Source organism: Cyanobacterium sp. IPPAS B-1200 (genome assembly GCF_001747005.2).
Taxonomy (GTDB): domain Bacteria; phylum Cyanobacteriota; class Cyanobacteriia; order Cyanobacteriales; family Cyanobacteriaceae; genus Cyanobacterium.
The window spans coordinates 2,904,896-2,918,395 of sequence record NZ_CP182899.1 but is presented as its reverse complement, the minus strand read 5'-3'; the positions used below and the strand labels follow the sequence as shown (position 1 = coordinate 2,918,395).

Genomic DNA, 13,500 nt, shown 5'->3' with positions numbered 1-13,500 from the left:
ATTAATTACCCATTATCAATTATCCATTAATAAAAGATGTTCGTTGATTTTTTTATCCGAAGACCAGTATTTTCTAGCGTTTGCGCCCTGATCATCCTTTTGGTGGGTACCGTCAGTATTGTTACCTTACCCATTGCTCGTTTTCCCGATATTGCGCCGACTCAAATCCAAATTACCGCTAACTATACGGGGGCAGATGCCGAGGTAGTGGAAAACACCGTTACCAACATCCTCGAAAGACAAATTAATGGAGTAGAAGGATTAAGATACATTTCTTCGAGTAGTACCAACTCAGGAACCAGTAGTATTACTGCCACTTTTGATGCTTCAAGGAATAAGGACTTAGCGGCCGTTGATATTCAAAATCAAATTTCTGTGGTGGAAGGGCAATTGCCCGATGTTGTGCAGAGGACAGGGGTTACGGTGACTCAACAGTCCAACAACATTTTAATGGGTTTTGGGATGTTTAGTGAAGATGGACAATATGATAATGACTTTCTTAGTAATTATGCAGAAAGGTTTTTGGTTGATGCCCTAAAAAGAATTGAGGGGGTGGCTGATGTTACAGTATTTGGAGAAAGACGTTATGCTATGCGCCTATGGGTTGATCCGAATCGTCTAAGTAGCCGTGGTTTAACCCCGATGGATGTGGAAAATGCTCTGCGAGAACAAAATGTTCAGGTGGGGGTTGGTGCCGTGGGTGCTGAACCTGCCATTGAAGGTCAGGAGTTCCAAATTTCTTTACGGGCGGTAAGCCAGTTGACGGAGCCAGAGGAGTTTGAAGATATAATTTTACGAAGTGATGAGCAGACGGGTTCTTTAATTCGTTTTCGGGATGTGGGTAGGGTTGAATTGGGGGCGCAGAATTATGATTCTTTTGTGCGTTTTCGAGGAGTCGAGGCGGTGGGAGTGGGGATTTATCAGTTGCCTGGTTCCAATGCCCTAGAGGTTGCACAAAATGTAAAAACCCAGATGGCTGAGTTGGCAGAGCAGTTTCCAGATGGGATTAATATTCAACTGGCTTTTGATACTACGGGTTTTATTGAGGAGTCTTTGGACGAGGTCATCATAACTTTATTTATGTCGGTGGCGTTGGTAGTCCTAATCATTTTGGTATTTTTGCAGGATTGGCGTACTACTCTGATTCCTTCGTTAACTATTCCTTTGTCTTTGGTAGGAACTTTTGCTTTTGTGAGGGCTTTTGATTTTTCGATCAATACTCTTACTCTTTTTGGTTTGACTCTGGCGACGGGGTTGGTGGTGGACGATGCGATCGTGGTGGTAGAACAAATTTACCGTTATATTCAAGATCGTAATATGGAATCCCATCGAGCGGCTAGTGAGTCGATGAAGCAGTTGACGGGGGCTGTTATTGCTACTTCGTTGGTGTTGATGGCGGTGTTTATTCCTGTAACTTTTTTCCCAGGCACCACGGGGGCTTTATATAGGGAGTTTGCTTTAACCATCGCTTTTTCCATTGTAATTTCTACTTTCTTGGCTTTAACCTTGACACCTTCTCTGTGTGCTTTATTGTTAAAATCGGGGCAACATCCCCCTGATTGGATACAGCCTTTTTTTAATCGATTTAATTCGATCTTGGATTGGTTAACTCTAAAGTATGAGGGGTTTTTAACATTTCTTGCCCGTTTTAAGTTATTTGTGGTGGGAATATTTGTAGTTTTGATTGCTTTGACGGGATGGTTATATACGGTGGTGCCAACGGCTTTTGTACCCGAAGAGGATCAGGGTTATTTTATTACCATTATTCAAGCTCCTGAAGGGGTTTCGCTACAATATACCAGCGATGTAATGCGTCAGGTGGAGGAAGAAATTTTGGAGATTCCTGATGTGTTAGGGACTTTTGCCATTGGTGGTTTTTCTTTTGGGGGTAGTACTCCTAATCAGGGGATCATTTTTACTCCCTTGAAACCCTGGGGCGATCGCCCCAACGCCAGTCAGTCTGTGCAAGGCATTATCGGACAACTATTTCCCAAGTTCGCCATGATTCCTGAAGCGAGAATTATTCCCATCAATCCCCCTGCGATTCAAGGTTTAGGAGCTTTTGGGGGTTTTACCTTCAATTTACAGGATCGGCGCATTAATCCCGATTTACAATCGATGGTGGAAGTCATGGGACAATTTTTAGGAGCAGCAAATCAGGATGAAGCTCTAAGTGCTGTTTTTACTCAGTTTGCCGCTAACAGTCCTCAATTAATTGTGGAGGTGAATCGAGAAAGGGCGAAGGTGTTGGATGTGAATTTGGATGATGTTTTTAGTACCATGGCAACCATGATGGGTGGTTCTTATGTCAATGATTTTACTATGCAACAACGGTCTTACCGAGTGTATGTACAAGGAGATAAGGAGTTTAGAGCGAATCCTGAAAGTATGGACAACTTTTTCGTGCGCTCTGGGGGCGGTGAGATGATTCCTTTATCAAACCTTGTTACCATTACCCCTACGGTGGGGGCGCAAACCATTAATCACTATAATTTATTTCGTTCCATTGAAATCAATGGTTCCCCTGCCCCTGGTTATAGTTCGGGAAATGCCATTGAAGCAGTAGGGGCGATCGCCTCTCAAGTCCTACCTGTGGGCTTTGGCTATGAATGGACGGGCATTTCTTTGGAGGAAATTAGTGCGGGAAATTTGGCAATCATTATTTTTAGCCTAGGTATCGTTTTAGTTTTCCTTGTTTTATCTGCTCAGTATGAAAATTATGTGGATCCTTTCATCATCATTTTGGCTGTACCCTTAGCTATATTGGGGGCTTTATTGGCTCAAAGTTTGAGGGGTTTTAGCAACGATATTTATTGTCAAATTGGTTTAGTTATGTTGATTGGTTTAGCCAGTAAAAACTCCATCCTGATTGTGGAATTTGCTAATCAACTACGGGATGAAGGTATGTCCACGGTTAAAGCGGCCATCGAAGCCTCTAAACAAAGGCTACGCCCTATCCTTATGACCGCTATTTCTACCCTCACTGGTATTTTCCCCCTCGTCATTGCCTCAGGGGCAGGGGCTGGTAGTCGTCAATCCCTTGGTACGGCAGTATTTGGGGGGATGTTAGTAGCTACTTTCTTGAGTTTATTTGTGGTTCCCATTCTTTATATTGTCATCAAGATGGCGGTGGAAAAAGTCTTGCCCAGAAAGCAACCCAAACAATTAGTCGCAGACAATTAAAATACCACCGCTCCATGGCAAACTATTAACCCAAACTATCATAATCAATAAAAAAAACTAATGTATAGCATTAACAACTAAAAAAGCAATTCATAGGGATAACCGAACCTGTAAATCCCTATATACCGTACTTTATTAGAAAAACAAATATATTTATTGTTCCTATGGAGACTCAAATTATAATATAAAAAAAACTTATATTTTTTGAGGATAAGAATTTCATTGCTAATGTGTGGAGCATAATTTACATTTATCCTTTACTATTCATAATAGGCTTACTTTTATAGTAAGAAATAGCATTTGCAAACTATTTATTAAAGGAAACAAAATATGGCAACTTATAACGTTACCCTAGTAACTGAAGACGGCGAACAAACTATTGAAGTACCCGATGATGAGTATATCCTTGATGTAGCTGAAGAACAAGGTATTGACTTACCTTACTCCTGTCGTGCTGGTGCTTGTTCTACTTGTGCTGGTAAACTCGTTTCTGGTACCATCGATCAATCTGATCAGTCTTTCTTAGATGATGATCAAATTGAAGCGGGATATGTTTTAACCTGTGTTGCTTATCCTACTTCTGATTGTAAAATCGAAACCCACAAAGAAGAAGACTTGTACTAAGTAATTTTTTTGGTAGGGGAAGCAATTGATTGTCGTTTTGAGGGCAATTAATTGTTTCTTATTTATCCCTAAGCCCCCCAGTAATATGGTAGGGGTGTTTTTTTTGTTTGGCTAAAAGTGTAGAAAATAATAATTGTTTTCCATTTTACGGAAAAAAGTCGTTAGAATCATTATATACAGCATAGTCAAGCAATCATAATGCCTCCCTTGAATTTAGATTTTAAAACCGTTTTTCCTTACCAATTAGATGATTTTCAGGTAGAAGCGATCGCACTTTTAGATGCAGGAAAATCCGTCTTAGTAACTGCGCCAACGGGTTCAGGAAAAACACTCATCGGGGAGTATGCCATCTATAGAGCCTTAAACAGTGGGCAAAGGGTATTTTATACTACCCCCCTAAAAGCCCTTTCTAACCAAAAATTTAGAGACTTTCAAGAAAAATTTGGTCAAACTCTTGTTCCCGAATCAGGTTTATACGCAGAAATCGGCTTAATTACAGGGGATGTATCTATCAACCCCGAAGCCCCTATCGTGGTGATGACGACGGAGATTTTTCGTAATATGCTCTATAGTACCCCCATTGGGGAGGTGGGTACATCTGTTCGTAATGTGCAAAGTGTTGTTCTTGATGAATGTCATTATATCAATGATCCGGGGAGGGGGACAGTGTGGGAAGAATCAATTATCTATTGCCCCCCCCATATCCAATTAGTTGCCCTTTCCGCTACCGTGGGCAACCCTCAACAACTATGCGACTGGGTAAACTATGTGCGCCGTTGTCATTTTCAACAGGGAAATTTTAGCCGTTGTGAGTTAGTTAACTCTGATTTTCGCCCCGTACCCCTTAAATTTTATTTTAGTCATAGTAAAGGATTACAAAATTTATTTAAAGATAAAAGCGATAAAATCAACCCACAATTAAAAAGCCTTTTAAGACCCAATAAAAGAGGAAGATTTGATCGCAAAACTTGCCCTACTGTTAAAGGTTTAACCCAACAGCTAAACAATCAAAATATGCTTCCTGCGATATACATAATATTTAGTCGTAAAGGTTGTGATCAAGCGGTAGAATCATTAAACTATGTCAATTTAGTCTCCGTAGATGAGAGCAAAAAGATATTATCTTATTTATTACGTTTTTTACTTTTAGAAAGTATTGAATTACAAGATAAAATAGTTGAATTTGCTAGAAAAGAACATGAAATTACCTATGATAAAATCATTAGTTTTATCACTAAAAAAGAAGGCGGAGAAGTAGAATTAATTGAATTTTTGACCGAAAAGCCCTTATTAAAAGAGCGAATTTTACGCTTTTTAGGAGATAACAGCGAATTAGTCAGAAGTAGTCAAATTGAGCCTCTCACCAGAGGTATTGCAGCCCACCATGCAGGGATTTTACCAGCTTGGAAAGAATTGGTAGAGCGTTTATTTGAAAAAGGCTTAATTAAAATTGTCTTTGCTACAGCTACCCTCGCTGCAGGGATAAATATGCCAGCCCGTACCACCGTTATTTCTGCCCTACGCAAAAGGGGTGATGATGGTATTCGCACCCTTACCCCCTCAGAATTTTTACAAATTGCAGGAAGGGCAGGGCGCCGAGGTATGGATGAAGTGGGTTATGTTGTCACTGTGCAAACTCCCTATGAAGGGGTATTAATAGCCTCTAAATTGGCAAAAGCAGAGCCAGAAGCCTTGCGCAGTTGGTTTACCCCTAGTTATGGTATGGTGTTGAACCTTTTACAAAAACATAGTATCGAAGAAGCTAAACAATTACTAGAATTAAGTTTTGCGGAATATTTAGCCCAAGTACAATTAAATCCCCAAGAAGAGGCGATCGCATCTTATACTAGAGAAATAACTAGATTAGATGTAGGATTAGCAGGTTATAACAGCAAAGACTTAAGCGCCTACGAAAAACTAAAAGAAAGACTAAAACAAGAGAAAAAAATTCTCAAACTATTCCACAAAAACTGGCGCCAACAAAGAGTTGAAGCCCTAAAACCCTCCATAGCCAATCTTATTCCTGGAAATATCCTCAGCCTTAACCGTCAGGGCAAGAAAAACGCCTACGTCGCAGAAGGGGTGATGATAGCCAAAATATCCAACAACAACCAAGAATTTTTCCTCTGTCTTGGCAAAGACAACCATTGGTATATAGCCTCCATCAGTGACATCATTGATATTAACTCAGGGAAAATGCCCCTCAACCTAGTGGAAAACCTCTATTTACCAGAAATAGAAAATATCTGTGCCGGGCAACTGTGCGCAGGGGATGCCACCAGCCAAGCAATTACCGATTTAATTAGCGAACATGAAAAAGAATATACCCCCGTCAACGAAGAAATACTTGCCCAAGAGAAACGCATCGAAGCAGTAGAAAACCTAGTTAAACAACATCCCCTCGACAAAGTAGAAAAAATCGGGCAGTTGATGCGCAACAACAGTAAACGACAAACCCTCAAACAAGAATTAACCACCATCCAAAATCAATATCAAAAAGTAAAATCCCATAGTTCCTATTATTGGCAAGAATTCCTTGCCCTGGTGGAAATTTTACGAGAATTTGGTGCCTTAAAACAATTTGAACCCACTATTCTAGGGGAAGCCGCCGCTGTAATCCGAGGAGAAAACGAGCTATGGTTAGCCCTAGCCCTCACCTCTGGACATTTAGACTTTTTGCCCCCCCACTACCTCGCCCCTGCCATTACAGCCCTAATTACTGATCCTCCGAGGTTTGATACTTGGGTGGCTTATCAACCCTCAGTACAGGTTTTAGATGCTTTGGGTTTAGTGAAAATAGATGATGAATATAATCCAGAAGAGCAGTTGACAGAAACACGACGTAAACTATATCAAGCCCAAACCAAAAAAGATATTACCATGCCCGTTTATTTAGAAAGGGATGTCATCGGTTTATCAGAGGCTTGGTGTATGGGAGTGACATGGGATGAACTTTGTTCTAATACTACCCTTGACGAAGGAGATATTGTCCGTATTTTACGGCGCACCGTAGATGTTTTATGGCAAATTCCTCAAGTGCCGGGGGTTAATGCTCAACTTGCCGACACCGCAAGGGATGCTTTTGCTAAGATGAAGCGTTTTCCTATCTAATTATTTTCTGTAAGGGCAATTTCCATCACTTTCATAGGCACGGCGTTATACACCTGTTGTAAATACTGCATCACCGCCTGAGAATCATTATAAGGAAGAGGAATTGCCCCCAATACATCCAAAATATTTTTATTATCCGTGGGAGGAGTAATTACCACCAAAGAGGAGTCTAATGGTTCGTTATATTCCCAAAAGCTATCGATACTTAAGGGTACAGAAGTTTTATTTGCCTTAGCCTTCCTTTTTGGTAAGGATTTAATTTTGCCCAACATCTCAGGCTTTGGCTCTTTTCCTGACAATTTGATACCACGACAAACCCTCAAGGCTTCTAAAATTTGTTCTTTACTTCTACCCCGAAGCTGAAATATGATAAAAGGGTCTTCACTAAAACGATCCGCTAGTTGATAATAAACTGCGCCAATGTGTTTACAGGGGTTAGCTTTGTCTGGGCAAGTACAACGGGATTTGACATCGGTTAGGTTAAAGGGGAATAGACTTAAGCCATTTTTGATAAATACTTGTTCGATTTCTGAAGGCATTTCCCCCACTAGCAACTGAGCGGCTAAAAGTGCTTTTTCTGACATGGTTTCAATGACATATCCCCAGTCTTCGTCGGAAAATGCTTCGAGGGAAAGGGTTACTCGATAGGGTTGAGATTCGCTTCCTTGTACTTCGGATATAAGATGATTTTGTTTAAATTCAATATTTAAAACGTTTCCTTCTCTGGCATAGTTGCGCGCTCTTTCTAGTCTTTTTTTGAAGCGGTAGGAGTCTAATAATTCTAACCATTTTTCTACCCACCACTGTCTATTAATCATTTGATTCATCACTTTTCATCCAGAAACAATATATTTTGAGGGGTTTTTCTATATTATCAGTTTTGAGACACTGGAAAAATTATGAATCTGATGTTACGCAAAAATATAATTAGTTTAAGATGGTAAAAAATTTGGATGTTCATATTCTGTTTGTACACGTTCTGCTTAGGGGGCTAGGAGTTGGGCAAGGCGCGCGAGGCCCCTTGTTAAAACTTAACTTATAAATGAGTGCGTAACGTCAGTTATGAATTATATATCTAAATTTTCCCACTTTCCATTTCCTACGTCCCACCTTCTAACTAACTTTTGGCTAGGGGTAAGGAAAAGCGAAAAGTAGTACCTTGGTGGAGTTGGCTTGTAACCTCGATCACCCCTACCTGTAATTCTACTAATTTTTTGGTGATAGCTAACCCAATACCACTACCCCCAGAATAACTGTTCCGAGAGCGATCGCCCCGCCAAAATCTCTCAAATACATGGGGTAAATCTTCTGGGGCAATACCCACCCCCGTATCCTGTACCGTTATCCATAAATATTTATTGACTACCTTTGTAGATATTTCGATAGAGCCTATCTCTGTATAACGAATGGCATTACCCAATAGATTAACTAAAATTTGCTCAGTGCGATCGCTATCAGCCATCACCAAAGGTAAACTATCAGGACATGATAACTTTAACACTGGGCCATCATCCAAAAGTTGATCCCGAAACCTCGTCACCAACCCCCTCAAAAGAGGCAAAAGATTAATGGGTTTAACATCAATGGATAAATAACCAGCTTCCGCCTTCGACAACTCCTGTAAATCACGGGTCAAATTTTCCAACCGCCTTGTTTCCCTGATTAAATTGACATACAACTGAGGAGAAGCCTCAATATCCCCCGAAGCCAACTCCTCCAAATAACCCCTTACCACCGTCAAAGGAGTACGCAACTCATGGGTTAAATCTCCCACCAAATCTCTCCGCCTTCTTTCCACATCCTCCAAACTACTCGCCATGTGATTAAAACTAACACTCAACTGATTTAACTCAGGAATCTCGCTCTCGGGTATTCTTTGCTCCCAATGGCCCGCCGCAAAATTATGAGTGATATTTTCTATTTGCTTAAGGGGTTTCATAATTCGCCGACTCAGATAGTAACTCAACCCCCCCGCTGTTAACCCACCCAAAATTAAAGACCAAGTAGCGCTACGATTCCACGCTGTTTGAAAACCATCAATTAGATACGTTTTAGCCGATCTCACGGTCAAAAATCCCTTCCTTTCTAACTGTTCCAACCTCACCACAAAAAACTGAGGAGAAGACACCTTTGCTATAACAATAAAAGTACTTAAACCCACAACCATTACTGCCAAGTGAGATAAAAAAAGCCTTGTACCCAAACTCATTTTTTGTTTCATAAAAAACTCATAATTACTCTCCTTTTATTATGAATCACGGCAAATTATATGGTTTGCATTCAAAACCACTTGAAAACTTCTGTGATATAGACTTTTTTTATGTAACTCAGACTATCATAGAGGCTCTAATACCAAATCCTATTGTTCACCCTGTAACAATGGACAATAAACAATTACTATCTGTTGCCTATTCCCCGTTCCCTGTTCCTCACCCTAATCAGTATAAAGGTATTATCAGCGAGTGAGTTCCACCCATTCTCACTCTACTGTCCCTGTCAAGCTCTCCAAGGTGGAAAAATTTTAATGATTAGGCTTTAAACAGGGATTTTTGAATCAGGAAAGATTGTTGATTTAGAATATATGTGCGTGTAATACTTCTGCATCACAAAGATAAATAATACCTGAATAATCCTCAAAAAATTGGTCTGCAACCTCATCGGAAATTTTGAGAGCCATTTCCCTACTAGGGGTCAGTATCTCAAACTTGATATTGGAGTAGGTATCAGAAACCGTGGGTTGTCCAGACGATCGCACATTACGACTACCTTTACCACCTGCAGCCACCACCGTATAACCAGTGGCTCCTACTTTATCGATAATTTTAGCGATTTGTTTAAGTAATAATTTTTCTGTGACAATGACGAGCTTACTAGCTTTTTGGGTCATATGGATTACCTCTTGATATATATTTTTTAAATGATTAAAGACAATAATCTATGCTTTTGTCCACAATCATACTTTTTAGTATATGTTAGTCTTCTCAAAATCCACTACTATCCATGGGAAAACATCGATCAAATTTCAAGAAGCATTTTATAAAAAATACTTATGACCTTATTTTTGCACACACTATTCATTATCAGATTGTCAGCAAGGCACAAACCAAAACCCTTGTTTTCTATGGTTTTTGCCATGATTACAATAATTAATCTTAAATTTATAGGAGCAAAACATAAATAAAACTTATGATTTAAATTTAATATTACTTAGCTGATTTATACCCCAAAGTCTTACATTTGAAGTTTTTTTTCGATATACTTTGGTATATGGTCTTTTCTTTAACAATAGATTTAACTCTATATAAAATATTTAAGAAAAAAGACATTATTTATATTTTGAGGGAATTCCCTTGTTTACGGTTTCACTCTCCAGTATTTAATATCAAATCTCAGGAGGAATTATAAAGTGGATTTTTTATCAGGTTTTTTTTCAGGCTTTCTATCGCAGTTACAGTCTCCAACCCTCGGTTTTCTCATTGGTGGTATGGTGGTAGCGGCGCTCAATAGCCAACTTCAAATTCCAGATGCAGTATATAAATTTATTGTTTTTATGCTACTCATCAAAGTGGGGCTTAGTGGTGGCATTGCTATCCGTAACGCCAATCTAGGGGAGATGATTTTACCCGCAATATTTGCGGTGGCCATAGGACTGATTATCGTCTTTATCGGGCGTTATACTCTTGCTAAGTTACCCAATGTTAAAGTAGTAGATGCGATCGCGACTGCAGGTTTATTTGGTGCGGTGAGTGGCTCTACCTTAGCGGCCGCATTAACTCTATTAGAAGAGCAAGGCATCGAATATGAAGCATGGGCAGCCGCACTCTATCCGTTTATGGACATCCCCGCTTTAGTGGGCGCCATCGTATTGGCTAGTATATATACCAAAAAGCAACGTGCCATCCTAGCAGATGAGTATCCTCAAAAACAGCCCGTGGCGGCTGGTGATTATTCTAGTGGTAATGCTGATTATCCTAGCACCAGACAAGAATATCTTACTCAACAACGTAGTAGCTCAAATAAACGGGTAGAAATATGGCCCATCGTCAAAGAAAGTCTCCAAGGCTCTGCTCTATCTGCTTTGTTACTGGGCTTGGCTCTAGGCTTATTAACTCGACCTGAAAGCGTTTATGAGAGTTTCTTTAATCCCCTTTTCCGTGGTCTGCTTTCAATCTTAATGTTGGTAATGGGTATGGAAGCCACCGCAAGACTTGGGGAATTGCGCAAAGTTGCTCAATGGTACGCTGTATATGGTTTAGTTGCCCCTTTACTCCATGGACTCATCGCATTTGGTTTTGGTATGATTGCCCATGAAATTACGGGATTCAGTCTTGGTGGTGTGGTTATCTTAGCGGTTATTGCTTCTTCTAGTTCAGATATTTCTGGCCCTCCCACTTTACGGGCAGGTATTCCTTCCGCTAACCCTTCCGCCTACATCGGATCTTCTACTGCGGTGGGTACTCCCGTTGCGATCGCCATAGGCATTCCCCTATATATCGGACTTGCCCAGGCCTTTATGGGAGGATGAGTCGAGACGGTTTACGGTCTGCTGTTGCTTCCTTTATCTGCAGACCAATACCGTATATCAAAGTGAGATTTTGTTTCCAGAACGAAGGCTTTGATTACTTTTAATATTATAATAAAAAGCTATTATTTTCTAACACAACAAAATAACAGGTCCACTTCTTCGGCACCGCTAAAACTTCTTTGTTTATCCTGTACTAAGAGATAAGTCAAACTTATTTGTTATTGTGCTTAAACTCTATTATCATAGCAATGATAATATATTTAAGTTTAAAATCATAGATATAACTCTATAGCACACTAAGGATAAAAAGGAAACAAGTGGATGCAAATTACTAATCAAATACATTTTCGCAATGTAAGGGGAGACTTATTAGGAGGTTTAACCGCTGCCGTCATTGCTTTACCCATGGCTCTTGCTTTTGGTATCGCTTCGGGGGCTGGGGCAAGTGCGGGGTTATGGGGAGCAGTCTTGGTAGGGTTTTTTGCCGCCCTTTTTGGTGGTACTCCTACCCTAATTTCCGAGCCTACGGGCCCGATGACAGTTATCATGACCGCCGTTATTGCTAGTTTAACCGCTAGTGACCCTGAAAACGGCATGGCCATGGCTTTTACCGTGGTAATGTTGGCAGGGGTTTTTCAAATTATATTTGGTTTACTAAAGCTCGGAAAATACGTCACCATGATGCCCTACACGGTGATTTCTGGGTTTATGACAGGTATCGGACTGATTCTGGTCATTTTGCAAATCGCTCCTTTTTTAGGGCAGGGAACACCCTCTGGAGGGGTCATTGGTACTCTTCAAAATATTCCAGATCTCATCGGTGGTATCAATCCTTTAGAGACTGTTTTGGCAGTAATGACAGTCATTCTTTTGTATGTAGTACCTCGTCGTTATCGTCAATATTGTCCTCCCCAACTTTTGGCTCTTGTGGCAGGAACAGTGGTTTCTTTAGTATTTTTCGGAGATGTGGATATTCGTCGTATCGGAGAAATTCCCACAGGTTTACCCAGTTTACAAGTACCAACCTTTGCCGCTGATCAATTAAGAGTAATGGTCATTGATGCCATGGTATTGGGGATGTTGGGTTGTATTGATGCGCTTCTTACTTCCGTGGTAGCAGATAGTTTGACTCGTACCGAGCATAATTCTAATAAGGAGTTGATTGGGCAGGGTTTAGGTAATTTGTTTTCTGGTCTATTTGGTGGTATCGCTGGGGCTGGGGCAACCATGGGAACTGTGGTAAATATTCAAACTGGGGGTAGAACTGCTTTATCGGGTATTGCGAGAGCCTCTATTTTATTCATTGTGGTGGTGTGGGCTGCTCCTTTGACGGCGAATATTCCTTTGGCGGTATTGGCAGGGATTGCTTTTAAGGTAGGTCTTAATATTATGGACTGGGGATTCTTGAAAAGGGTTCACAAAATTTCTTGGAAGGCCGCAGGGATTGTCTATGGAGTAATTCTTTTAACGGTATTGGTTGATTTGATGGTAGCTGTGGGTGTGGGAATATTTATTGCCAATGTGATGACCATTGAGAAGTTATCTGAGTTTCGTTCTAAGTCTGTGAAAATGGTCAGTGATGCGGATGACCAAATTGTTTTGAATACTGAAGAAAAACAGGTTTTGGATTTGGCTGGGGGTAGAATGTTGCTTTTCCATCTCAGTGGCCCGATGATTTTTGGGGTGGCAAAGGCGATTGAGCGAGAACACAATGCAGTTAACAATTATGATGTGTTGATTGTTGATTTATCTGAAGTTCCTATTTTGGGGGTGACATCTTCCCTTGCCCTCGAAAATGCCATCAAAGAAGCTATTGACCAAAATAATGAGGTGATTATTGTGGGGGCGACAGGTAAGGTTAAAAATCGTCTTGAAAAATTGGGTTTGGCTGGATTAATTCCTGCTCACAATTGGATGGGCGATCGCCTTTATGCCCTACAACAAGGACTAGCAACAGTCAGAAACAGACAAAGCGAAGTGTACGAAACCTCTGGAGCTAACCTTGACGTAGAAGAAAAAATCTAAATATTAGCTAATAAATTTTAGATAACATAACC

General features: G+C 40.4%; 8 protein-coding genes. 5 read left to right on the top strand and 3 right to left on the bottom strand.

What is annotated here, in order from left to right; genetic code table 11:
* Positions 1-36: 36 nt before the first annotated feature.
* The 3 genes from A5482_RS13590 to A5482_RS13580 all read left to right on the top strand — a co-directional run bounded on the left by A5482_RS13590 (position 37) and on the right by A5482_RS13580 (position 6,918).
* Complete coding sequence (locus A5482_RS13590; RefSeq protein WP_069790502.1) at positions 37-3,183, top strand: efflux RND transporter permease subunit; 3,147 nt, start codon at positions 37-39, stop codon at positions 3,181-3,183.
* A gap of 330 nt (positions 3,184-3,513) precedes the next feature.
* Positions 3,514-3,807, top strand: a complete 294-nt coding sequence (locus tag A5482_RS13585) for a ferredoxin (protein ID WP_015221325.1) — start codon at positions 3,514-3,516, stop codon at positions 3,805-3,807.
* 198 nt (positions 3,808-4,005) lie between these two features.
* Entirely contained in the window at positions 4,006-6,918 is a 2,913-nt protein-coding gene (locus A5482_RS13580) for a DEAD/DEAH box helicase (protein WP_069790503.1), read from the top strand.
* Here A5482_RS13580 and A5482_RS13575 read toward each other — a convergent pair.
* From A5482_RS13575 to A5482_RS13565, 3 genes are all read right to left on the bottom strand, one after another.
* Positions 6,915-7,736, bottom strand: a complete 822-nt coding sequence (locus A5482_RS13575; protein ID WP_201150051.1) for an SWIM zinc finger family protein — start codon at positions 7,734-7,736, stop codon at positions 6,915-6,917. The two genes, A5482_RS13580 and A5482_RS13575, sit on opposite strands and share 4 nt — an antisense overlap.
* Positions 7,737-8,035: 299 nt before the next feature.
* Positions 8,036-9,139 (bottom strand): sensor histidine kinase, encoded by a 1,104-nt coding sequence (locus tag A5482_RS13570; protein WP_069790505.1) that lies wholly within the window; start codon positions 9,137-9,139, stop codon positions 8,036-8,038.
* 351 nt (positions 9,140-9,490) lie between these two features.
* The gene (locus tag A5482_RS13565; protein ID WP_069790506.1) at positions 9,491-9,805 is read right to left on the bottom strand and encodes a P-II family nitrogen regulator; all 315 of its coding nucleotides are present in this window, start codon (positions 9,803-9,805) and stop codon (positions 9,491-9,493) included.
* A 519-nt stretch (positions 9,806-10,324) separates the two neighbouring features.
* Between A5482_RS13565 and A5482_RS13560 the strand changes: the two genes are divergently transcribed.
* Positions 10,325-11,443 carry a sodium-dependent bicarbonate transport family permease gene (locus tag A5482_RS13560; RefSeq protein ID WP_069790507.1) on the top strand — a complete coding sequence of 373 codons (1,119 nt, stop codon included), beginning with the start codon at positions 10,325-10,327 and terminating at the stop codon, positions 11,441-11,443.
* A 321-nt stretch (positions 11,444-11,764) separates the two neighbouring features.
* Positions 11,765-13,468: a bicarbonate transporter BicA gene (gene bicA, locus A5482_RS13555; protein ID WP_069790508.1), complete on the top strand. Its 1,704-nt coding sequence runs from the start codon at positions 11,765-11,767 to the stop codon at positions 13,466-13,468.
* Positions 13,469-13,500: the final 32 nt, after the last annotated feature.